Source organism: Anaerolineales bacterium (assembly GCA_019637755.1).
GTDB lineage: Bacteria > Chloroflexota > Anaerolineae > Anaerolineales > UBA11579 > JAMCZK01.
The window spans coordinates 807,562-828,967 of record JAHBVC010000001.1 but is presented as its reverse complement, the minus strand read 5'-3'; the positions used below and the strand labels follow the sequence as shown (position 1 = coordinate 828,967).

At 60.5% G+C, this 21,406-nt stretch carries 22 protein-coding genes; 11 read left to right on the top strand and 11 right to left on the bottom strand.

All coding sequences use genetic code 11. The annotated features are described in order from the left end of the window. Positions 1–54: 54 nt before the first annotated feature. The 9 genes from KF821_04165 (at position 55) to KF821_04125 (ending at position 8,531) form a co-directional block, all read left to right on the top strand. Positions 55–993, top strand: a complete 939-nt coding sequence (locus KF821_04165; protein MBX3005008.1) for a sugar ABC transporter permease — start codon at positions 55–57, stop codon at positions 991–993. Beyond that, complete coding sequence (locus KF821_04160; GenBank protein ID MBX3005007.1) at positions 990–2,060, top strand: carbohydrate ABC transporter permease; 1,071 nt, start codon at positions 990–992, stop codon at positions 2,058–2,060. Before KF821_04165 ends, KF821_04160 begins: the two co-directional genes overlap by 4 nt. Continuing rightward, the gene (locus KF821_04155) at positions 2,057–3,433 is read left to right on the top strand and encodes a hypothetical protein (protein ID MBX3005006.1); all 1,377 of its coding nucleotides are present in this window, start codon (positions 2,057–2,059) and stop codon (positions 3,431–3,433) included. Before KF821_04160 ends, KF821_04155 begins: the two co-directional genes overlap by 4 nt. Positions 3,434–3,440: 7 nt before the next feature. Further along, complete coding sequence (locus KF821_04150) at positions 3,441–4,688, top strand: beta-galactosidase (GenBank protein MBX3005005.1); 1,248 nt, start codon at positions 3,441–3,443, stop codon at positions 4,686–4,688. A gap of 20 nt (positions 4,689–4,708) precedes the next feature. Beyond that, positions 4,709–6,502: a glycoside hydrolase family 3 C-terminal domain-containing protein gene (locus KF821_04145; GenBank protein ID MBX3005004.1), complete on the top strand. Its 1,794-nt coding sequence runs from the start codon at positions 4,709–4,711 to the stop codon at positions 6,500–6,502. A gap of 96 nt (positions 6,503–6,598) precedes the next feature. Next, positions 6,599–7,126, top strand: a complete 528-nt coding sequence (locus KF821_04140; GenBank protein MBX3005003.1) for an SET domain-containing protein — start codon at positions 6,599–6,601, stop codon at positions 7,124–7,126. Positions 7,127–7,132: 6 nt separating this feature from the next. Further along, positions 7,133–7,528 carry a large conductance mechanosensitive channel protein MscL gene (gene mscL / locus KF821_04135; protein ID MBX3005002.1) on the top strand — a complete coding sequence of 132 codons (396 nt, stop codon included), beginning with the start codon at positions 7,133–7,135 and terminating at the stop codon, positions 7,526–7,528. Between the two features lie 30 nt (positions 7,529–7,558). Continuing rightward, on the top strand, positions 7,559–8,125 hold the full coding sequence (locus KF821_04130) for a pilus assembly protein (GenBank protein MBX3005001.1): 567 nt from the start codon (positions 7,559–7,561) through the stop codon (positions 8,123–8,125). 1 nt (position 8,126) lies between these two features. Further along, positions 8,127–8,531 carry a pilus assembly protein gene (locus tag KF821_04125; protein MBX3005000.1) on the top strand — a complete coding sequence of 135 codons (405 nt, stop codon included), beginning with the start codon at positions 8,127–8,129 and terminating at the stop codon, positions 8,529–8,531. A gap of 45 nt (positions 8,532–8,576) precedes the next feature. Here the strand turns inward: KF821_04125 and KF821_04120 are convergent, their stop codons facing one another. The 8 genes from KF821_04120 to hppD all read right to left on the bottom strand — a co-directional run bounded on the left by KF821_04120 (position 8,577) and on the right by hppD (position 16,677). Further along, positions 8,577–10,523: a M3 family oligoendopeptidase gene (locus KF821_04120; GenBank protein ID MBX3004999.1), complete on the bottom strand. Its 1,947-nt coding sequence runs from the start codon at positions 10,521–10,523 to the stop codon at positions 8,577–8,579. Positions 10,524–10,617: 94 nt separating this feature from the next. Beyond that, a complete protein-coding gene (locus tag KF821_04115; protein MBX3004998.1) occupies positions 10,618–11,760 on the bottom strand; it encodes a mechanosensitive ion channel in 1,143 nt (380 codons plus the stop codon). Beyond that, positions 11,757–12,392: a flavin reductase family protein gene (locus KF821_04110; protein ID MBX3004997.1), complete on the bottom strand. Its 636-nt coding sequence runs from the start codon at positions 12,390–12,392 to the stop codon at positions 11,757–11,759. Before KF821_04110 ends, KF821_04115 begins: the two co-directional genes overlap by 4 nt. 5 nt (positions 12,393–12,397) lie before the next feature. Beyond that, the gene (locus KF821_04105; protein ID MBX3004996.1) at positions 12,398–13,042 is read right to left on the bottom strand and encodes a hypothetical protein; all 645 of its coding nucleotides are present in this window, start codon (positions 13,040–13,042) and stop codon (positions 12,398–12,400) included. Next, complete coding sequence (locus tag KF821_04100; GenBank protein ID MBX3004995.1) at positions 13,043–14,209, bottom strand: homogentisate 1,2-dioxygenase; 1,167 nt, start codon at positions 14,207–14,209, stop codon at positions 13,043–13,045. A 19-nt stretch (positions 14,210–14,228) separates the two neighbouring features. Further along, entirely contained in the window at positions 14,229–14,588 is a 360-nt protein-coding gene (locus KF821_04095) for a four helix bundle protein (GenBank protein ID MBX3004994.1), read from the bottom strand. Between the two features lie 42 nt (positions 14,589–14,630). Next, complete coding sequence (locus KF821_04090; GenBank protein ID MBX3004993.1) at positions 14,631–15,539, bottom strand: fumarylacetoacetate hydrolase family protein; 909 nt, start codon at positions 15,537–15,539, stop codon at positions 14,631–14,633. Between the two features lie 4 nt (positions 15,540–15,543). After that, positions 15,544–16,677 (bottom strand): 4-hydroxyphenylpyruvate dioxygenase, encoded by a 1,134-nt coding sequence (hppD, locus tag KF821_04085; GenBank protein MBX3004992.1) that lies wholly within the window; start codon positions 16,675–16,677, stop codon positions 15,544–15,546. A 106-nt stretch (positions 16,678–16,783) separates the two neighbouring features. Between hppD and KF821_04080 the strand changes: the two genes are divergently transcribed. Both KF821_04080 and KF821_04075 read left to right on the top strand, forming a co-directional pair. After that, positions 16,784–18,187: a hypothetical protein gene (locus tag KF821_04080; GenBank protein ID MBX3004991.1), complete on the top strand. Its 1,404-nt coding sequence runs from the start codon at positions 16,784–16,786 to the stop codon at positions 18,185–18,187. An 8-nt stretch (positions 18,188–18,195) separates the two neighbouring features. Next, positions 18,196–18,594: a hypothetical protein gene (locus KF821_04075; protein ID MBX3004990.1), complete on the top strand. Its 399-nt coding sequence runs from the start codon at positions 18,196–18,198 to the stop codon at positions 18,592–18,594. A 6-nt stretch (positions 18,595–18,600) separates the two neighbouring features. Here the strand turns inward: KF821_04075 and KF821_04070 are convergent, their stop codons facing one another. The 3 genes from KF821_04070 to KF821_04060 form a co-directional block, all read right to left on the bottom strand. Next, the gene (locus tag KF821_04070) at positions 18,601–19,386 is read right to left on the bottom strand and encodes an RNA methyltransferase (GenBank protein ID MBX3004989.1); all 786 of its coding nucleotides are present in this window, start codon (positions 19,384–19,386) and stop codon (positions 18,601–18,603) included. 76 nt (positions 19,387–19,462) lie between these two features. Next, a complete protein-coding gene (locus KF821_04065) occupies positions 19,463–20,416 on the bottom strand; it encodes a hypothetical protein (protein MBX3004988.1) in 954 nt (317 codons plus the stop codon). Between the two features lie 241 nt (positions 20,417–20,657). Further along, positions 20,658–21,404 carry a hypothetical protein gene (locus tag KF821_04060; protein ID MBX3004987.1) on the bottom strand — a complete coding sequence of 249 codons (747 nt, stop codon included), beginning with the start codon at positions 21,402–21,404 and terminating at the stop codon, positions 20,658–20,660. Positions 21,405–21,406: the final 2 nt, after the last annotated feature.

The window sequence follows — 21,406 nt, the reverse complement described above, 5'->3', positions numbered from 1 at the left end:
TGGCGGGCCGCGGTTTGGCCCGCCAGAGAGTAGTTTCGCAACGAGGTTTTTTTCATGGCTGCCAAAAAAACTGACGGCAAGAAAAAATCAGGCAATAACATCCAGAAGCGCGAAACGCGCTGGGGATTGCTGTTTCTTAGCCCCTGGCTGGTTGGCTTTCTGCTGTTTACATTGCTGCCCACCCTGGCCTCGCTGGCCTTCTCATTCACCAACTACAACCCGCTCGAACCGGAAAATATCAGTTTCGCCGGGCTCAACAACTATGCGCGCCTGCTGACTGATCCTTTCTTCCGCCAGGCGATGGCCGTGACCATTCGCTTCGTCCTTATTTCCATTCCGTTTGCACTCATCATCCCGTTGGGATTGGCCCTGCTGGTAAATTCACCTAACTTGCTGGGCAAAAATATCTATCGCGCCTTGTTCTTCCTGCCCTCGATGATCCCTTTGGTGGTCAATGTGATGGTATGGCGCGGCATTATGAACTCCGAATCGGGGTGGCTTAACAAAGCGCTGGTTGCCTTGTTCGGCATTCAGGGGCCCAACTGGTTCCAGGATGAAAAATGGGTCATCCCTGGGCTGACCATTATGGGCATCTGGGGCGCCGGCAACGCCATGATCATTATGTTGGCCGGCTTGCAGAATGTGCCCACGGAGTTGTACGATGCCGCCAAGGTGGATGGCGCCAGCGGCTTGCAGCGTTTTCGCCACGTCACCCTGCCGATCATCTCGCCGATCATTTTCTACCAGTTGGTCTTGGCGCTGATCGGCTCCTTTCAGTACTTTACGCAGGCCTACATTGTCAGCAACGGGCGTGGTGACCCCAACGGGGCTACCATGTTCTACAACCTGTATTTGTATCGCACCGCGTTCAACTTCCTCGATATGGGCTACGGTGCCACCCTGGCCTGGGTGATGTTTGTCATCGTTTTGCTCATCACCATCTTTTTGTTCCGCACGCAGCAGCGCTGGGTGTATTACGCCGGAGGCGAATGATGGCATCACAGGTGATCTCCACTCCACCGCGCTCGTGGTCGGGCAAGCTGCGCCGCAGCCTGCCTTATATCGGCATGAGCCTGCTCGGCCTTACCGTCTTGTTGCTCTTCCTGGCGCCGTTAGGTTACATGACCCTGACCTCTTTCAAGACCCTCAACCAGATCCGCGATGCCAATTCGCAGTTCCTGCCCGCCAGCCCGATCAACTTCACCTATGAGGGCAAAGAATATCCACTGCTGGAAGTGCCCACCGAGGATGGCGTGCGTGAGCTGGCACTGGTAAAACCCGGCCGCGAAGCCAGCGAATATGTTGACCCGCAGGCACCCGAAGCTGGGCTGTTCACCGTGCCCGGGCGCTGGCGTACCTTCACCCCGGTGTATGCCTTCAACCCCACTACCGATAACTTCCCCACCTCCTGGAACCAGATCAACCTCGGGCGCCTGTTCCGCAACACCATCTTTATCGCGGTGGCTGGCACCGTGGGCACGCTGCTCTCCTCCATCGTGGTGGCATATGGCTTCGCCCGTTTCCGCGTGCCAGGCATTGGCGTGCTGTTCATCATCCTGATCTCCACCATCATCCTGCCGCGCCAGGTAACCCTGATCCCCACCTACATCTTCTTCCGCGCCATCGGCTGGGGCGGCACCTGGCTGCCGCTGATCGTGCCGCACTTCTTTGCCAACGCCTACAACGTCTTCCTGCTGCGCCAATACTTCCGCGCCATCCCGCGCGATCTGGATGAGGCGGCCACCTTGGATGGCGCTACGCCCTGGCAGGTGTTGCTGCACGTCATTCTGCCGCAGTCGTACCCGGCGATCGTCGCCGTGGGCTTGTTCCACTTCTTTTACGCCTGGAACGATTTCTTCGAACCGCTGGTCTACCTGCAAGGCCGCGAAGAGCTCTACACCATTTCGATCGGCATGACGCAGTTCAACAACATTTTCACTACTCAGCCCGGCCTGGCGATGGCGGCCTCGATGATGGCGATTGCTCTGCCGATGGTGATGTTCTTCCTGGCGCAGCGCGTCTTTGTTCAAGGCATCGTCATCACCGGTGTAGAGAAATGAGCCTTCGGCACCCGGCGCGCCGCGCGTGGCGCCGCGGCCTGGCCGTGAGCCTGGCGGCCCTGGCCTTGGCCGCCTGCCAGGCCAGCCCCGCCGCGCCCAGCGCAGACGCGCTGGCCCCGGCTAGCCCGCCGCCCTTGCCCACGCTCACGCCGACTGTGGCCGTCAGCCACGCCGGCTTGTTCGTGGATGCTGGCCAGCCGGCTGGCCCGGTGAGCCCGTGGGTGTATGGCACCAACTATGGCCCGTGGCTGTTCGTGCCGCTGCAAATGCAGCCGGCGGCTGAGGCGGCCAACCTTAGCGTATTGCGCTACCCCGGCGGCAACTGGGGTGACCGCAACGATATGGATGAATGGAACCTGGATCAGTACATTCAGCTCGCCCGCCAATTCGGCGCTGAGCCGTATGTACATGTGCGTCTGCTGAACGGCACTCCGGAAAAGGCCGCCGAGATCGTGCGTTTGCTCAATGTGCAAAAGCAGTATGGCGTACGCTTCTGGTCGATCGGCAATGAGCCCAACCTATTTGGGGATGGCTACGACACGGACCAGTACGTGCGTGAGTGGCGCCAATGGGCCGAGGCAATGAAGGCCGTAGACCCCAGCATCGTGCTCATTGGCCCGGAGATCAACCAGTTTTATGCCAACCCCAGCCAGGCGCACCAACTGGAGCTGGAGCGTTGGATGGTGGCCTTCCTCGAGGCCAATGGCGATTTGGTTGACGTGGTTTCGTTCCATCGCTACCCGTTTCCCAGCTCACAGTTGGCCGGCCCACCCAGCGCCGATGAGTTGCGGCACGCCTCCGCCGAATGGGATGCGCTCATTCCCTATGCGCGCGCCTTGGTGCGCCAGCACACCGGGCGGGACCTGCCCATCGCCGTGACCGAAGTCAATTCCAGTTGGGCGGCCAGTAGTGGCGGGGAAACCACCATGGATTCGCACCTCAACGCCATCTGGTGGGGCGATGCGCTCGGGCGCATGATCCGCAATGGCGTCTACATGGTCAATCAATTTGCCATCATTGGCGAATTTGGGCTGATGAACAATTACGATGTCAACCCGATCTACAACGTCTACTTAATGTACAAGGAATTCGGCCAGCAGCGCCTGCAAGCCAGTTCCGACCAGGCGCTGGTATCGGTATTTGCCTCGTTGCGCGAGGATGGCCGCCTGGCGCTGATCATCGTCAACCTCAGCGCCGAGGCGCAGCAGGTGCCGCTGACCATTGCCGGCTGGCAGCTGCCCGCCCAGGCAGAGGTGCTGCTGTTCGACAAAGACCACGCCGCCGTGCCGCAGCCGGCGCTGAGCCTCAACCCGCAAAGCGAGCTGCAGCTCAGCCCCGAATCGATGCTGCTGTTGGTGGTTCCTGCTCCCTAATACCGTCATGGCCGAAACTGCACAACCTTTCATTTTAGGGGCCAATTATTGGCCGCGCCGCAAAGCGATGTACTGGTGGGGCCAGTTCGACGCCGCCGAGGTCAAGGAAGAGTTCGCGCTGATGGGTGAGCTCGGCTTGAATGTGGCGCGCATCTTCCTTTTATGGGATGACTTTCAGCCTCAGCCCGATGCGGTCTCCGCGGACGCGCTGGCGCACCTCGAAACGGTGTGCAACACCGCCGCCGATGCCGGCCTGCAACTCGATGTGACCTTTTTCACCGGCCACATGAGCGGCCCCAACTGGGCGCCGCGCTGGCTGCTGGGCGGGCCATTGCCGCACCACCAGTGGATCCGCCAGGTGGTGAGCCAGGGCCAGGTGCAAACCCAGGGTTACCGCAATATGTTTGCCGACCCTGTGGCGCTGGCTGCCGAGCGGCTGCTACTGCGCACCGTTGTCACGCGCTTCAAGGATCATCCGGCGATCTGGATGTGGAACCTGGGCAACGAGCCTGACTTGTTCGCCTGGCCGGCCAACGCCGCGGCCGGCCGCGCTTGGACCCGCGAGATGACCCAGCTGATTGGCGAGATCGACCCCGTGCACCCCGTTACCCTCGGGCTGCACGGCGGCAGCCTGCACGAGCGCAACGGCTTGATGGTCAGCGATGTGTACGCCGAGACCGATGTGGCTGTGATGCACTCCTACCCGATGTATGTCGATTGGTCACGCCACCCGCTCGATCCGGATTTTGTGCCGTATACCTGCGCCCTCACTGCGGCCTTGTGTGGCAAGCCGGTGCTGATGGAAGAGTTCGGTGGCTGCACCGCGGCACCCGGCCAGGCTTCCTATCATTGGGAGTGGGATGCGCTCGGCCAGCACTATCGCCGCTTCATGGCTTCCGAAGAAGACTTGGCCGAATATTTTCGCCAGGTGCTGCCTAAATTGGTCGAGGTCGGCACCACCGGGGCGATCACCTGGTGCTTTGCCGATTACGTCGAAGCACTATGGGATCAGCCGCCCTGTGATGCCAGCCGGCACGAACGCTTCTTCGGCCTGGTGCGGCCGGATGGCAGCCTGAAGCCGCATGCCGAAGTGATCCGCCAGTTTGCCGCCAGCCAGCCGCGCGTCCAGCCCATTCCGGCCTGGGCGCAACTGGCGGTGGAGCCAGCGGCGTTCAACGCCGACCCCAATACCCAGGTTCGCCAGCTCTACCCGCGCTATCTGCAAGCCATGGCAGCTGCGCACAAAAACCAGTAAATGCTTAATTGAGGAGATTCATGCAACCTGCACAACCCACTACCTTGCACACTCGTGTGGAGGACTTGCTACGCCAGATGACCCTGGCTGAAAAGATCGGCCAGATGACCCTGGTGGAGAAAAACAGCATCACCCCCGAGGAGGTGGAAACCTACTTTATCGGTGGGTTGCTCAGCGGGGGCGGCGGTTACCCCAACCCCAACACCGCCGAGAACTGGCGCAGCATGGTAGATGGCTTTCAACGCTATGCCATGCGCACCCGCCTGTCCATCCCGATGATCTATGGGGTGGATGCGGTGCATGGGCACAACAACGTTTTCGGCACCACCATCTTCCCGCACAACATTGGCCTGGGCGCCACGCGCAACCCTGAGCTGGTGCGCCGTATTGCGCGCGCCACCGCGGTGGAGATGGCCGCCACTGGCATCTACTGGAACTATGCTCCGGCGCTCTCCGTTCCGCAGGACATTCGCTGGGGGCGCACTTTTGAGGGCTTCAGCGAACGCACCGAGTTGGTCACTGAGTTGAGTGTGGCCTATCTGCAAGGCTTGCAAAACCCGCAGGGGGAGCCGCAGTTGGATGCGCCCACCGCGGTGCTCGGCACGCCCAAGCATTTTGTCGGTGATGGCGGCACCAGCTTTGGCAGCTCCACCACGTTTATCGAAGTGCAGTACCTGCTCGATCAAGGCGTCACCGAAGGCGATGAAGCCACCTTGCGCCGCCTGCACCTGGCGCCATACCTCGACGCGCTGGCTGCGGGGGCGCGCTGCGTGATGGCCTCCTTCTCCAGTTGGGGCGGCATGAAGATGCACGCCCAGCGCTACCTGCTCACCGAGGTGCTCAAGACCGAACTGGGCTTCAGTGGCTTCGTCGTCACCGATTGGGAGGCGATCAACCAGATCACCCCGGATTACTACCAGGCGGTGGTTACTTCGGTGAATGCCGGCATCGATATGAACATGGTGCCCTTTGACTTCAAGAAGTTCATCCACACACTTACCACCGCCGTAGAGAACGGGGCGGTGCCGATCGAGCGCATTGATGATGCCGTGCGCCGCATCCTGCGCGTCAAGACCGAAATGGGCTTGTTTGAGCGCCCCTATGCCGATCCAGCCCTGCTGCCGCAAGTGGGCTGCGAGGAACACCGCCAACTGGCGCGCGAAGCGGTGGCCCAATCCGCCGTGTTGCTCAAGAACGAGGAGGCGCTGCTGCCGCTAAGCAAGGATACGCGCTTGATCTTCGTGGCGGGCGAGGCCAACAATATCGGCTTGCAATCCGGCGGCTGGACGATCGAGTGGCAGGGCAAGAATGGCCCGATCACGCGCGGCGAGACCTTGCTGGAGGCTATGAAAGCACACCCTTCCAGTGACAGCGCGATTGTGTTTGATCGCTTCGGCCATTTTGATGATCAGCGTACCAAGGACGGCCAGCCCATCGAGGCCGATGTGGCCGTGGTGGTGATCGCCGAGCCGCCCTATGCCGAAGGCAAGGGTGACCGCGTTGACCTTACGCTGCCCAAAGCAGACCGCGAGCTGATTGCCCGCGTCAAGGCGCGCGCCAGGCGCGTCATCATTCTGCTGTATTCGGGGCGCCCACTGATCATTACCGACGAGCTCGCCCAGGCGGATGCCTTCGTGGCGGCTTTCTGGCCCGGCAGCGAAGCCGCCGGCCTGAGCGACCTGCTGTTTGGCGATAAGCCCTTCACCGGCACCCTCTCGTATACCTGGCCGCGCAGCATGCAACAAATTCCGCTCAAGTCCGCCATCCAATCCGGGGACCCGCTCTTTCCGTTTGGCTTTGGCCTGACCACCTAGCTCAACGCGCGGCGCGCACCCCATAGCTCCTATTGAAGCACAGCGGGCGGGCATGATAGACTGTAGCACCTATCCTGCCCGCCCGAGTGAATCCCTATGACCGCAACTGAAGACTTTAGCCTGCCGTATCCCAATTCGTGGCTGTCTCCCAAGCTGGAGATCCGCCAGGAAGCTACGATCGAGGGCCGTGGCATGTTTGCCACCCAGCCGATCGCCAAAGGCGAGATCGTCACCATCTGGGGCGGCGATGTAGTGCCCACCGCCATCTTTAAGGAATTGCCGGAGCATCAAAAGCGCCAGAGCGCTCAGGTGGCCGATGGCTTTTACCTGGTGTCCAGCAAGCCCGGGCCGGGCGATTTCATCAACCACAGTTGCGATGCCAACGCCGGCCTGCAGGGCCAGATCGTGATTGTGGCACTACGTGAGATTGCGGCGGGCGAAGAAGTGTGTATTGACTACGCCATGTGCGATAGCACCCCGGGCGAGGACTTCACCTGCTCGTGTGGCACGGCGCAATGCCGCGGCACGATAACCAGCGCAGATTGGCAGTTGCCCGAATTGCAACAACGCTATGCCGGGCACTTTTCAACCTATCTGCAACAGAAAATTGACGCATCTGCTTAGGAGGAAATGATGTTTAAGGAGTTCAAAGAATTTGCAACCCGCGGCAACGCCATGGATCTGGCGATTGGTTTGATCCTGGGCACCGCTTTCACGGGAATCGTCAACACCCTGGTGAATGGGGTGCTTATGCCCCCGCTGGGTTTGTTGCTGGGCGGCGCCGATTTTAAAGATCTGTTCGTGCTGCTCAAGCCGGGTGAACCGGCTGGCCCCTATGTCAGCCTGGAGGCCGCCAAGGCGGCCGGCGCAGTCACGCTCAACTACGGTGAATTTGCCAATGCGCTGATTCACTTCCTGATCGTGGCCGTAGCCTTGTTCTTCTTGGTCAAGAGCCTCAACCGCTTGTATAGCATGGGCCGCCAGGCGCCGGCGGCGCCCAAGAGCAAGGCCGCCAAAAAGAAGTGAGCGCCTGCGGCGAATCGCTATAATCTGATTATGTGGCGTAGATTGCGGCAACACCTTCCCGCTGGCCGGGGCCAGGGCATGGTGGAATTTGCTCTCACCATCCCAGTCCTGTTGCTGATCATTGTGGGCATCTTTGAGGCCGGCCGCATGCTGTATGTCTACCAGTCGATCAGTAGCGCCAGCCGTGAGGCGGCGCGCTTGGGCTCCGGCGCCAGCGAAGCGGTCACTACCACGCCGTATCTCGATTGCGCCGCCATTCGCGCCCGTGCAGTGGAATTGGGGCGGCCGGGCAATGTGCTCCCCGCCAATGTACTGATTTGGTATGAACGCACGGTGCCACCGCCCACACCGCAACCGCCAACTGGAACGCCGGAGTTGGGCTACTGCTCTGCCTCGGCTACCCTGGAAACAGGCGATCGCATTGTGGTTCAAGTGATGGGAACGTTCACGCCCGGTGCGCCGATGCCTATCTTTAAGTTCCCATCATTAACATTTACCAGCATCACGCGCCGCACCATCGTTAAAGGCGTTGATCTCACTGGCTGGTTGCCCATGCTGGCTGACCTGCAGATCAATGTGGCCGCAGAGGCTGAGTAGCATGCGCACTCCCAATTGTCCGCGTGAACGTGGCCAAAGTTTGACCGAGCTAGCCATTTCTTTTGTGGTGCTGGTGCTGGTGTTGGCCGTAGGGGTAGACCTCGGGCGCGCCTACTTTGCTATGATCTCGCTGCGCGAAGCTGCGGAAGAGGGCGCTATCTTCGGCTCCTTTTGCCCCACTACCGATACGCCCATCGCCAATCGAGCCCGCAGTAGCTCAGAGAATCTGAACATTACTGTCAATGTAGCCCGGCCGGGCGGAAATGTGGCCGGCCAGTCGCTGACGGTTACCGTAACCCAGCAGTTCCAACTCACCATGCCATTTGTTGGGGCTATCCTGGGCACCCAAACCATACCCCTTTCGGCTTCATCCACGAGCACAATACTGCGCGCCACCTGCCCATAAAAAAAGCCCGCCAGAATGGCGGGCTTTCTTGTACGTAGCACAGGGCTAGGCCTTGAGGTTGACGTACTCCTCAATTTGCTGGCCGATCACCGCCAGGCTGTCTTGCCAGAATTTCTTCTCGCGAATGTTGATGCCAAAGCGTTGTGCCAAGGTGGCCGCATCCCCCAGGCCGGTGCTGGCCAGCAGGTCGCGGTAATCCTTGGTGAATTCGGCGCCACGCTGCTGGTAAATTGCATACAGCCCGGTGCCGAACAGCAGGCCAAAGGCATAGGGGTAGTTGTAGAACGAGAAACCCGCATAGTAGTAGTGCGGTTTCCAGGTCCACATGTACTTATGCAGTTGCTTCGGGTCCAGGCCATCGCCATAGGTGGCCAACTGGGCACGTTCCATGATCTCGCACAGCTCATCGGCGGAGAGTTCAGCTTTGGCGCGGCGTTCGAAAACTTCCTTCTCGAACAGGAAGCGCGAGGTGATATCCACCACCACCTGCGAAGCGTTGAGCAGTTGGTTCTCAAGGATCGCCAGCTTCTCGCCCGGGGTTTGCGCCAGCTTGAGCGAAGCGTTATTGATGATCGTCTCGCACATGATCGAAGCGGTTTCGGCCAGCGTCATCGGGGTGGTCGCCTGCAGGTAGGTCTTGCCCACCAGGCATTCGTTGTGATAGGCGTGCCCCAGCTCGTGGGCCAGGGTGCTCAGTTGGTCCATCGAGCCATCAAAGTTGGCCAGAATGCGTGATTCATCCACACCGGGCACTTCCATGCAGAAGGCGCCTGCGCTCTTGCCCTCACGCATCTCGGCGTCGATCCAGTTGTTGTCAAAGGCGCGTTGGGCCAGCGCCTGCAGATCGGGGGAGAAGTTGCCAAACTGCTCGAGGATGAAATCACGCGCCTGCTGATAGGTATAGGTGCGATCCATGCTGCCCATCGGCGCGAACAGATCCCACCAGGCCAGCGATTTTTTGCCCAGGCGCTTGGCCTTGGCCTTGAAGTAGCGCCGGAAGGTGGGGAAGCTGTCTTGCATCGCTTCCATCATGGCGTCCAGGGTCTGGCGATCGATGCGGGACGTATCGATCGAGGCATGCAGGGCATCACTGCGCCCGCGGCGCTGGTTAAGCGTATTCACTTCGCCTTTAACGCCGTTCATCGCCGCGGCATACACTTCCTTCACCGTGTCAAACGCGGCAATCTCCGCTTCGTAGCCGCGGCGGCGTACTTCAGGGTCTGCATGGCTGCGCAGGTTGATCAGCGCCGGCATGGGCAGCTTTTGCAGTCTGCCATCCAGCTTGAATTCCACGCTCAGTTGCGAATTGGTGGTGTTCTGCAGCTTGCCCCACGCGTTGGAGCCGCTGAGCGAGAGCTCAGCCGCCAGGGCTTCCTCTTTGGCGTCCATCAGGTAGCCGCTCTGGGCGTGCATCTCTTGCAGGTAGAAGCTGTGCTCCGCCAACGTGCCGGGGCGGCGGGTCAGCTCGGCCAGTTGGCCGGCGCTCAGGCTGCCTACCCAGCCGCGCACACTCACATCGATCTTGCGTAACCGCACGCCGTATTGCTCCACCTCGGATTCGATGCGGCGGGCGGTCTGGTTGAACGAATCGGTGGTGGTGAACGAGGCGATGTAGGCGTTCAGCGTGCCGTACAGGCGCATGGCCGCGTTCATCTTGTCCAGTACCGCGGCCAGCACCTGCGCTTGCGCGTCGCTGCTGGTTTGCAGCGGCCCGGCGGCGTGCTTTTCGATGCGCTGCTCCACCAGATAGGCGTCAATGCCATCCAGTTGCGCCGAGAGCTCTGTCACCGCCGCCTGGAAGGCGGCGCTTTCCAGGCCAGGGTAGACATTGCTCAGATCCCAGCGCGGCACACTGCCCAGATTGGCTTTGCGCTTGGCAGCGGCCTTGGGTTTGCTGGCCGCCTTGCGGATCATTTTCTTGGGCGCTTTCGCCTTAGGCTTGGGGGCAGCTTTCTTGGCGGTCTTTTTGGTGACTTTTTTCTTGGGGGCCATAGGTTTCCTTTTTACAGTACCGATAGTGGACGGATTGTATCAGAACGAAAAAACTCGCCAGTAAGGCGAGTTTTTTCGTGCATAACGGGCGCGGCTACTGCCAACTGGAAAAGTTGGCCCCGGTGGGGTTTTGAAAGACGCGCAACCCAAACTGCGGCACGATGGCCAGCAGATGATCAAAAATACTGGCCTGAATAGCTTCGTATGCCTCCCAGGCGGTGGTGGTGGTGAAGACGTAGATCTCGATCGGCAGGCCAGTCGGCCCGGGGTCGAGCTGGCGCACCAGAATGGTCTGATCCTTTTTTACATCCGGCCGTTGGCGCAGGTAACGGTCCACATATGCCATAAACACGGAGACATTGGTGAGCTGGCCTGGTTGGTTGGAAAAGAAATCACGCAGCAGGTCAATCTGCTGAAGCTGGATCTTTTCTTCATCGGTGCAGAAGCGTACGCTTTGAATACCCAGCGAGATGGCACGTTTCACCCGGCGGCCACCGCTCTGGCTCATGCCGCGCCAGTTCTTGAACGAAACATCCAGTAGCTTGTGGGTGGGGATGACCGTAAAGGTCATATCGAAGTTCTGGATCTTGATGGTATGCAACGACATGTTGGCCACATCGCCATCGGCGTCAAAGGCGGGCACTTCGATCCAATCGCCTTCTTTAACCAGATCGTTGGCAGCGATCTGTACGCTGGCTACCAGGGCCAGGATCGTATCCTGGAAGATGAGTAAGAGAATGGCGGTCAGCGCACCCAGCCCGCCCAGCAGCAGCAGAGGCGAGCGCCCGGTAAATATGGAGAGGCTGAGGATCACGCCAACGCCCATGAAAACGATCTTGCCCAGGTCGAGATAGCCCTGGATCGGCACGCCAGAGTAATTGGCGCGGCTTTCGTAGATGGCGTTGGCCGCCGAGAGCACGGCATTCAAGGTCAGCACCAGGATCCACAGCATGAGGAACAGGCTGCCCATTTGCAGGCCGTCGGCTAGCTGCGGCCACAGGTAGGCGAAGGCATACACCACAGCCAAGGGAGCAACCCAGGCCAGGCGATTGGGGCGCATGTGCTGCACCAGCACGTCATCCCATTGGTTTTGCGTGTGGCGAGTAAGCCACACCAGGCCGCGCCCGACGATATAGCGCGCAAAGAGGAAACTGAAGATCACTGCACCCAGCACCACCCAAGGGGCGCTGCTGGCATGGGTATCCATCCAGAGTCTGATGCTATCGATAAGGGTCATGGCTTGCTCACAAGTTGAGAGGGTGGGCGCTGCATGTCAAAGGTATCCGTGGTGCGGGTATAGCCGAAGCCAGACAGGCGGCCAATGGCGCGCAGCTTCTGAGCGTCGATGTAGAACTTCTCGTTGATGATCTCATCGGCAATGTGGATGTGCACCACCTCGCCGAGGATGATCCACGAGGAGCCCGGCGTCCCATCCCCCACGGGCACCACCTGGCTTAGCACACATTCAAAGCTGGCCGGGCTCTCCGCCACGCGCGGGGCACGCACGCGCACGCTGGGCGCAGGCGTCAGCCCGGCGAGTGCGAACTCATCGCCCTCGGGGGGCAGTTCGGTGGAGCTCAGGTTCATGGCCTCGGCCAGGTCTTCGTTGACGATGTTGATCGCGTACTCTTTGGTGGCCAAAATGTTGTTGTAGGTGTCCTTGACGCCGCCATCCGTGCCGCGCACCTCGGCGCAAAAAAGCAGGGTGGGCGGGTTATGGGCAGCTACGTTGAAGAACGAAAAAGGCGCCAAATTGTGTATGCCCGCCGCATCTACGCTGGACACCCAGGCAATCGGGCGCGGTACAACGCAGCCGTTGATGACTTTACTCAGCGCGCCGGCGGGCGCGGTCTTTGGATCGATATGCATACAGGCTACTTCTTGGCGCGCTGATGGAAGGTCCACGCCAGCATGAACAGGCCGAAGAGCATGAAGAAGAAGCGTGCCAGCTCAAACCACGGGCTGGGGAAGGCGTAGACCAAAATGCCGGCGGGCACATAGCCCAGCCACAGCCCCCAGCGCAGCACGCGCTCCCACACAGTCTTATCCGGCAGTACGAAGGCAAACAGGAAGAAGCTCAGGTAGCTGCTCTGGAACTTGACCGCGCTCCACAAGGCCCGCGAATGGATCATCTCCACGCTGGGGGGTATGCCTTGCCCAGCCATACGCAAGAACACGAGCAGCTCATTGTTCTCGTGAATATCCAGGTAACTGGTGACCAGCAACGCTACCAAGCCTGCCGCTACCAGCCATACGTTATCCGCATTTTTAAGCGCAATTGCCAGCAGAATGAACAGCGCGCTGTAAAACAACACAAAAAAGCTGTCGATGGCTACATAGGTGCGTACGCTGGCCTCGTTGGCCAGCAGCATGTCGGCGTAGTGCGCAGGAGCCTGGAAGCCTTCATATGATTGATCAGCCGAGCCCTGCAGAATGCTGGCGAGCAGCAGCGCTACCAGCGCAAGCCCGGCGGCCAGCGCCAGGTGCGCAATGTTGCGAGTGAGGGTGTTGCCTTTCATTTACTCTCCGTCTCCGTCCATCCAACTGTCTTGATACTCTGGCTTTTCCATCTCGAGTGCATCCGTGGTGAGGTGCAGCGGGTGGAAGGTATCCACCATCACGGCCAGCTCATCCGTGCGCTTCTTGCCGATCGAAGCCTCGGTGGCGCCGGGCTGCGGGCCGTGCGGCAGGCCGAAGGGGTGCATAGAAATATCACAGCGGTCAATGCCCTTGCGAGACATGAACTCGCCCTCGGCGTAGTAAATCACCTCGTCCGATTGCACGTTCGAGTGGTTGTAGGGCGCCGGAATCGCATCCGGGTGGAAGTCGTACAGGCGTGGCACAAACGAGCACAATACAAAATTGCGCCCCTGAAAGGTCTGGTGCGTAGGCGGGGGCAAATGCAGCGCGCCTACATGCGGCTCGTAGTCGTTGATGTTGAAGATCCACGGGTACAAGTAGCCATCCCAGCCCACAACATCATGCGGGTGATGGTCAAGTACATGGCGGCTGATCGTGTCACGCACTTTGACGCGCACTTCAAATTCGCCGCGGTCCGTGTGCGTATCCAGATGGGTTGGTACGCGGATGTCGCGCTCGGTGTAGGGGGCGTGCTCCAGCAGTTGGCCGTATTCGTTGCGGTAGCGGCGCGGCGGCTCAATGTGCGATGGCGTTTCGATGACGAAGAAGCGTGCCTCCGGCCCAGAGATTTCCAGCTTCCAGGTGGTGCCGAAGGGAATGACCACGTAATCGCCAGCCTTGAACTCCAGTACACCAAACTGGCTGCGCAGCACGCCGCTGCCCTCGTGCACGAACCAGCACTCATAAGCCTGCGCGTTGCGATAGAAATAGTCCATGCTCTTGGTGGGGCGGCTGAGGCTCATGGTGACGTCATTGTTGCCCAGCACTACACGGCGCGCCGCTACCGGGTCGCCGCCCGCCGGGATATCGGCGGTGCGGAAGGCGCGGTGGCGAATGGCGCCAAAGTCGACATATTCGGGCTTGGCACTGCCGAGAAGCTCTACGTTTTTGATGCGCGGGGGCAAGAAGTGGTGATACAGCAGGGATTGGATGCCAGAAAAGCCCTCCAAACCCATTACTTCTTCACGATACAGGTTGCCATTGGGCTTGCGGAACTGGGTATGGCGCTTTTGCGGAAATTCACCGAGGGAGTGGTAGAAGGGCATTTTTAAGTCCTTTCAGCAATCAGCTGTCAGCCTTCAGCTTGCGAATGAGCGAACTGAGCATCTTCTTGACTTCGGTTATGTCTTGATTGAGCAGCGTATGTTGCTCACTATTAAGGAATTTTAGCTCAAATGCAAGCAGCAGCTGATACTCGATCTCACTGGCTGATCCAAAGGCTATCTGCAAGAACCGACGCATATCAGCATCACTGCCGCGCCCCACGCCCTCGGCGATATTCGAGGGAACAGACACAGCGGCTCGCCTAAGCTGGCTGGTAAGTCCGTATAGTTCTGCGGCTGGAAACTGTGCGGTGGCCTTGTAAACGTGAAGCGCGAATAGATGAGATTTCTCCCATACTTGCAACTTGCGAAAATCTTTCACTCACCCTCCTTAAGCTGAAAGCTGACCGCTGATAGCTGTTAGCTAGATCACTCGATTTGCTAGCACTCCCATCCCCTCCACCTCCAGCTCCACTACATCGCCCGCCTTCAGCCACGGGCCTTCGGCCTTGGTCAGCTCCAGCAGGCAGCCGGTGCCCACTGTGCCCGAGGCGATCACATCGCCGGGCTGTAGAGTTACCCCCTGCGAGGCGCGCGCCACGATTTCGCCGAAGGAATAGTGAATGTCGCCCCAGTTGCCCTGCGAGAGTTGCTGGCCGTTCACGCGCGCCTTCATCGCCAGGGAGTACACTCCCGGCCGCCCGCTGGCATGTGCGGCCAGCTCGTCTGGCGTCACGATCACGGGGCCTAGGCTGGTGGCAAAGTCCTTGCCTTTGGCTGGGCCAAGCCCCACCTTCATTTCCTTGCGCTGGATATCGCGGGCCGACCAATCGTTCATGATGGTGAAGCCAAAGATGTGCTCCACGGCCTGCTCCGGGGCGATATCGCGCCCCGGCTTGCCGATGATGGCTGCCACTTCCAGCTCATAGTCCATCGCCTGCGTATAGCTGGGGATTTGGATTTCATCGCCTGGCCCAAACACTGTGGTGGGGTTGGTGAAGTAAAAGACGGGGAACTCGTACCACTCCGCCGGCACTTCGCGCCCGCGGTTCTGGTTGGCGGTGCGCACATGCTGCTCAAAGGCATACGCATCACGAATGCTGGGTGGGTTGCTCAGCGGCGCTAGCAGGCGCACCTCGCTCAGCGGCCACACCGATTGTGTCTGACGCGCAATCTGCGCCGCCAGCGCCCAGGTATCCGCCCCAGAGCGAATGAAGCTCAGCATATCCTGCGGCAGGTCGCCGCGCCCCAGCGAGACCACGCGGTCTTCAGCAATGAGCGCCCCCAATCGGGGGCGCTCATCATTCGGTGCAGTAAAGGTCAGGTAACGCATCGGCCTACAGATTGCCGCGGCGGTCTTGCTCCGCTTCCAGCGCTTCGAACAGAGCCTTGAAGTTGCCTTTGCCGAAGCCGCGGCTGCCGCGGCGCTGAATTACCTCAATAAATGAAGTGGGGCGGTCCTGAATGGGGCGCGAGAAGACTTGCAGCAGGTAACCTTCGTCATCATGGTCCACCAGGATGCCGAGTTCATTGATCTTGTCCAGCGGTTCCTTGACGATGTCACCGACGCGCTCCGGCAACTGGGCGTAGTACTCATCCGGCACGCGCAGGAATTCAATGCCATTCTCTTTGAGCTGCGTCATCGTCTCGATGATGTCGCCGGTGGACAGCGCCAGGTGCTGCACGCCCGGGCCGTAGTAGTAGTCCAAGTATTCTTCGATCTGGCTGCGGCGCTTGCCATCTGCCGGCTCGTTGATGGGCAGCTTAATGCGCCCGTTGCCGTTCTCCATCACTTTAGACATCAAAGCTGAATACTCCGTGCTGATGTCCTGGTCATCAAAGTGCTGCAACTGGCGGAAACCCATCACGCGGTGATAGAAATTCACCCAGTAGTTCATCTTGCCCAGCTGCACGTTGCCCACAATATGGTCCACCGCAGCCAGGCCGGCGTTATTGGCTTCTTTTTCCAGCGGCTGGTAGCCGGGCGCATAGGGGCCTTTGTACTCGCTGCGGTCGACGAACATATGCAGCACTTCGCCGTAGGTGCGAATGGCTGAGGTGCGCAGGATGCCAAACTCGTCCTTCTGCTCGCGCGGCGCCCAGGCGCTCACACCGCCACGGGAGGTGGTCTCTTTGTAGGCCTTCTCTACATCTTCCACTTGCAGCGCTACCACTTTCACGCCGTCGCCGTGCGCCAGCTGGTGGCCGGCAATCTCGTGGCTGGGGCCATAGGCCGCCGACACCACTACGCGGATCTTGCCAGACTCCAAAACGTAGGAGGCAAAGTCACGGTTGCCAGTTTCCAGGCCGGAATATGCCACCGGCTTGAAGCCGAGGCCCTTCCACCAGTAGTGCATGGCGTGCTTGGCATTGCCTACGTAAAAATGTATATGGTCTATGCCTTGAATGGGCAGAAAATCGCCTTCCTCGGTCATGGGGCGTGTTTCGGTTTGAGATTGCGCTTGAGCCATGGGCCACTCCTGTACGTAGGGGTTTGTTTCATTATATTACTTTCGCCCGTGCGCTCGCAAAGGGCGAAAAGTATCGGCATGTTAAAATCATTTGTACTCTCTCAAAATGCACCGGCGCGTATTCTTTTATCTGTGGCTTGTTATGGGGTTGTTGTTGGCAGCCTGCTCGGGCACACGCGCCGTGGCACAAACCACCCCCAGCCCGTACACGCTTGAGCCGGTCTTTGCAGATTTCTATGCCTTCCTTGGCGGGCCGCAGCAAGCGGGCGCCATCCTTTCGCCCGGCATCGTTGAGGGCAACATCCAGAAGCAGTACATCGAAGCCGGGCTGATGGTCTACGACCCGGCTCTGTCGGCCAGCGAACGCGTCAGTCTCGCCCCGCTAGGCCAGCAGCTGGGCCAATGGGATGCGCCACTGCCGGATGGCAACCTGCAGGGTGCGCTGTTCGTGGATGGCTACATCATCTACTCAGGCTTTGAGCAACTCTACCAGCAACTGGGCGGTGGGCGCTATGTGGGCCGCCCGCTCACCGGCATGCGTTACATCGAGGAGCAGGGGCGCGTTGAGCAGTACTTCGAGAACCTGGGCTTCTACATGAACTTGGAGGATCCCCAGCCCGTAGCGCGGCTGATGGACTACGGCCGCCAGGTGTGCGGCCAGAGCTGCGCCGCGCCGGCCAGCGGCCCGGCCGTTGTGCAAACGGAGCTGACCTACGGCGAGCCCTTCGCCAGCGTGGCCGCTGCGCTTAACCCGGCCGTGCTCGGGCCGCGGCTGGCTGGGCCATACCAACTGGCCGATGGCAGCATCGAAGTGATCTACCAGAATTTAGTGCTGTACACCGCCACCGGCCAGCCGCAGACCGTGCTGCCGCGCTCGCTTACCGCGCTGCTCAGCATCCTGCCTGAGCCGCGCACCACCCAGCTCAATAATCCCAATGTGGTCTTCTATGCACTCGATGGCGCCTTTGGCTACAACGTGCTGAGCTTGTTCGATGACTACATCCGCCAGTCTGGCGGCTATGAGCTTTTCGGCGTGCCTATCCAAGAGCTACAAGCGGTAAGCGGCGGTGCCAGCCAGTGCTTTGTCAACGCCTGCTTGCAATACCAGGGCGGCCAGGTCAACGTGCTGCCACTGGGCGCCGAATACAATACGCGCTTCTACGCGCAGCCCTCACCCTTGGTGCAAGAAGCCTTTGACCAGATCCGTATCGAGGTGTGGGAGGCGCGTGCCCAAGTCTCCTCCACCGAAGGGCAGACCATCTACGCCAGCCTGCACGCCAATGGCCAACTGTTGCAGGGCTTACAGCCCTATCTCACACTCACGCTGCCCAGCGGTGAGACGGTGGAGTACATCTTCCCGCTCACCGATGGCAACGGGCAGACGCTGCTCAACATCCCGCCGGTGCAGGGTCAGAATCAGGACCTGGTGATCTACCAGGTATGTCTGGATGGGCTGCATGACACTAGCAAGTGCATGACCGACTCGTATCGTATTTGGGGCAACCCCTAGGAGGCTGTATGGAAAATCAAGACATTGCCGCGCTGATGACACAGTACCTTGAGCTCAAGACGCAAGCTGCAAACTTGGAAGCAGATAAACGCAAGCTCGTGCAAGAGGCTATGCCGCCCGAAGTGCGCCAGCGCGTAGAAGAGATCGAAGCGGAGTTTGCCGGCAAGGGTGAGCAAGCCGAGGCGGCACTCGCCGAGCTGGAAGAGAAGATCAAAGACGCGGTGGTCTCGGCACGCAGCAATGTGGCCGTAGACGGCATGAAGGCGTCTTTCTATGCTGGCCGCGTTACCTGGGATTCCAAAGGGTTGGAAGACGCCATGAGTACCAATCCGCAAGTGGCCGAGGCGATTGCTCAGTATAAGAAGCAGGGCAAAGACTATGCCTCGTTCACATTCCCGAAAGCCTGAGCGCGGTTAGCGCAGGACGTGATACAGCCAAATCCCCGCAGCGACTGACAGGTTGAGCGAGGTCACCCGCCCGCGCATCGGCAGGCTCACCACCTGCGTGCAGGCCGCCAGTTGCTCGGGGCTCAGCCCCTCGCGCTCGCTGCCCAGCAGCAGCGCTGCTGGGCGCTGGTAGGCCGCCTGGCGGAAGTCCTGCGCAGCTTTGGCCGAGCTGCCGTAGATCAAAACGCCCTCGGCGGCCGCCCATACAACAAGATCTGCAAAACTCGCCTGCACCACAGGCTTGGTAAAGTGCGCCCCCATGCCGGCCCGCACAGCCTGCGGATGCCACGGGTCGGTGCCGCCGTCAAGCAATAGCAACCCGGTGCCGCCAGCCGCGTCGAGCGTGCGCAACAGGCTACCCAGGTTGCCTGGGTCCTGCGGCGCCACCGCGGCCAGGTATACGGCCGCCGCGTCTACGGGCAGGCTGGCAAGGCTCACCGCCTGCTGCCGCGCTACGGCCAGAATGCCCTGCGGGTTGTCCTTCTCGCTCAGGCTGGCCATAATTTCGGCGCTGGCCTCCAGCGTTTCCACCCCTACCTGCTGCAGCCGCTGTGGCAGCCCCTGGGCAAACTCGCCGCGCAGCAGGCTGGGAGCATACAGCGCCAACTGCAGTCCTGCGCTCGCCTCCAACGCAGCGCCGATATGAAACACCCCCTCGACCAAAAACAAGCCGCTTTCCTGGCGCGCCTTGCGCTCATGCAGGCTGCGGGCAAGTTTCACTTTGGGGTTCGTGCGGCTGGTGATGGCGCTCATGCGCTGATTATACGGGGCCGTACGGCAAAATAAAAAACGCTGGCCGTTCGGCCAGCGTTTTTTATCTGTTGTGTGCTTACATGCCCAGGCAGTTGAACGCGCCTTGGATCGGGAAAGTGCTGCCATCCGGGCGGCGACCTTCGCCATAGTAGGAGCCCGACAGTTGGTCTGGGTTGATGGTGACGTTGAGCCAGTTGGTGCCGTACTCCACGCCGCCCACGCGCCAGCTCAAGCCGCCCCGAGCCACACTGCCGGGCGATGCGCCAGGTTCTACAGTGAACAGAGCGGCATTCTCGCCGCTGCGCCCACTGCTGATGACGATCTGTGGAACAGTTTCGCATTGTGAGCCAGTCATATCCACCGGATGCTCGCCGTACACGCGCAGCAAGCCTGCGATGCAATTGAACACTCCGTGGACTTCGATGACTTCCTGCACTGGCACACCTTCCACCACGCGATGGGCCGTGCCGTCGAAACGACCGGAAAAATGGTCATCATTGAGCGTGATCACGAACAAGTCCTGGGTTGATACCAGCGCGCTGTCCGTTGCCGCATCGCTGGATGCCCATACAAGATAGCCGCCGCGCAAGTTGCCCTCGTCTGAAGCCGCGTAGATGACCAGCGAGGCATACGGAGGCGGCGCATCAAAGACAGGCGGAGCGCTGATATACGTCTCGCCCTCCAGCGTGGAGCACGACCCGCCAGTCACCGTCAGTGGTAGCCCGCCGGAGATGGCAATGGTGGCGGTGTTCTCCGCCAGGGCTTCGCTAGGCGCCGCACCGCTGGGCCGGCTGGCCGGCGCAGCCACCCCGCTGGGGGCCGTGCCGAACGCAGGTGCGCCCAATCCAGTGGCCGCATCCACGCCGCCACTGGCTGTCTCTCCACCGGTTGCGCTGCCCTCACTTCCGCCGCCGCTGGGCAAGGTGGGGGTGGCGGTTGGCGCAACGCTCCCAGCTCCGCAGCCTGCCAGCAGCAGCGCCAGCAGGATGGCAATCACTCCGTTTTTAGATAATAGCTTTGTGAAATGCATTTCGCTCTCCCAATAGTGGCGTGTATGCCTATTAGACTTCAATTTCCTTCTAGCCACCCAGGCAGTTGAACGCGCCATCTACCGGGAAAGCCGTGCCGTCTGGGCCGACGCCTTCACCAAAGTAGGAGCCTGAGAAGCCATCTGCGTTGATGCGCAAGACCAGCCAGTTAGTCGTGTAGTTCACTCCGCCAACTCGCCAGGATAGGCCGCCTTCAACCGTAGAGCCCGCCGTTGCGCCATCCTAGGCGATCAGCAGGGCCGCGTCGCTGCCCGGATTGCCTACGCGCAGCGTGAACGGGTCGGCGCTGCACTCCACGCCAGTAAGGTCCACCGGGTGGGCGCCGCCCACGCGCATCAAATGGGAAATGCACGTGAAGTTGCCGCTCACTGCGATCTCGGTGGCCACGCCACCCGTGCCACCCACGCGGTAGGCCAGCCCCTCAAAACTGCCAGAGAAACCGTCTTCGTTTAGCGTGATGATCAGTGGGTTCTCAGCCGAAACGCCGGCATTGTCCTGTGGTCGCCCGCTGGTGGCCCACACCAGAGTGCCCTGGCGAGTCGTGCCGCTGCCCGGGAAGATTACCAAGCTGGCTCCCGGGATTGCCCCTGGAGGAATGGTCAAGTAGGTTTCATCGCCAATCATGTCGCAATCACCACCCGTGTGGGTGATGGGCAGATCGCCGTTGATCACCAGCACAGCAGAGCCGTGGGCGGCATTGTTTGCAGGCTCCGCTTGCACCGCGCCGCTGGGGGCAGGCGCCACCAGCGGGATGCTCAGGCCGGTGAGCCCGTCACTGCTGCCCGCCGCGCCGCCAGCCTCAGCTTCGCTGCCGGCCTCGCTGCCGGTGGCGGCTTCAGCCTCACTGCCTGTTCCGCCGGCCAGGGCGGTGGGGGTAGGCGCTCCGCCCCCGGGCGCCATTCCGCAGGCGGCCAATAACAGAACACACACGCTTACCAGTACAAGGGAAAAGCCGTTGATGGATTTCATGC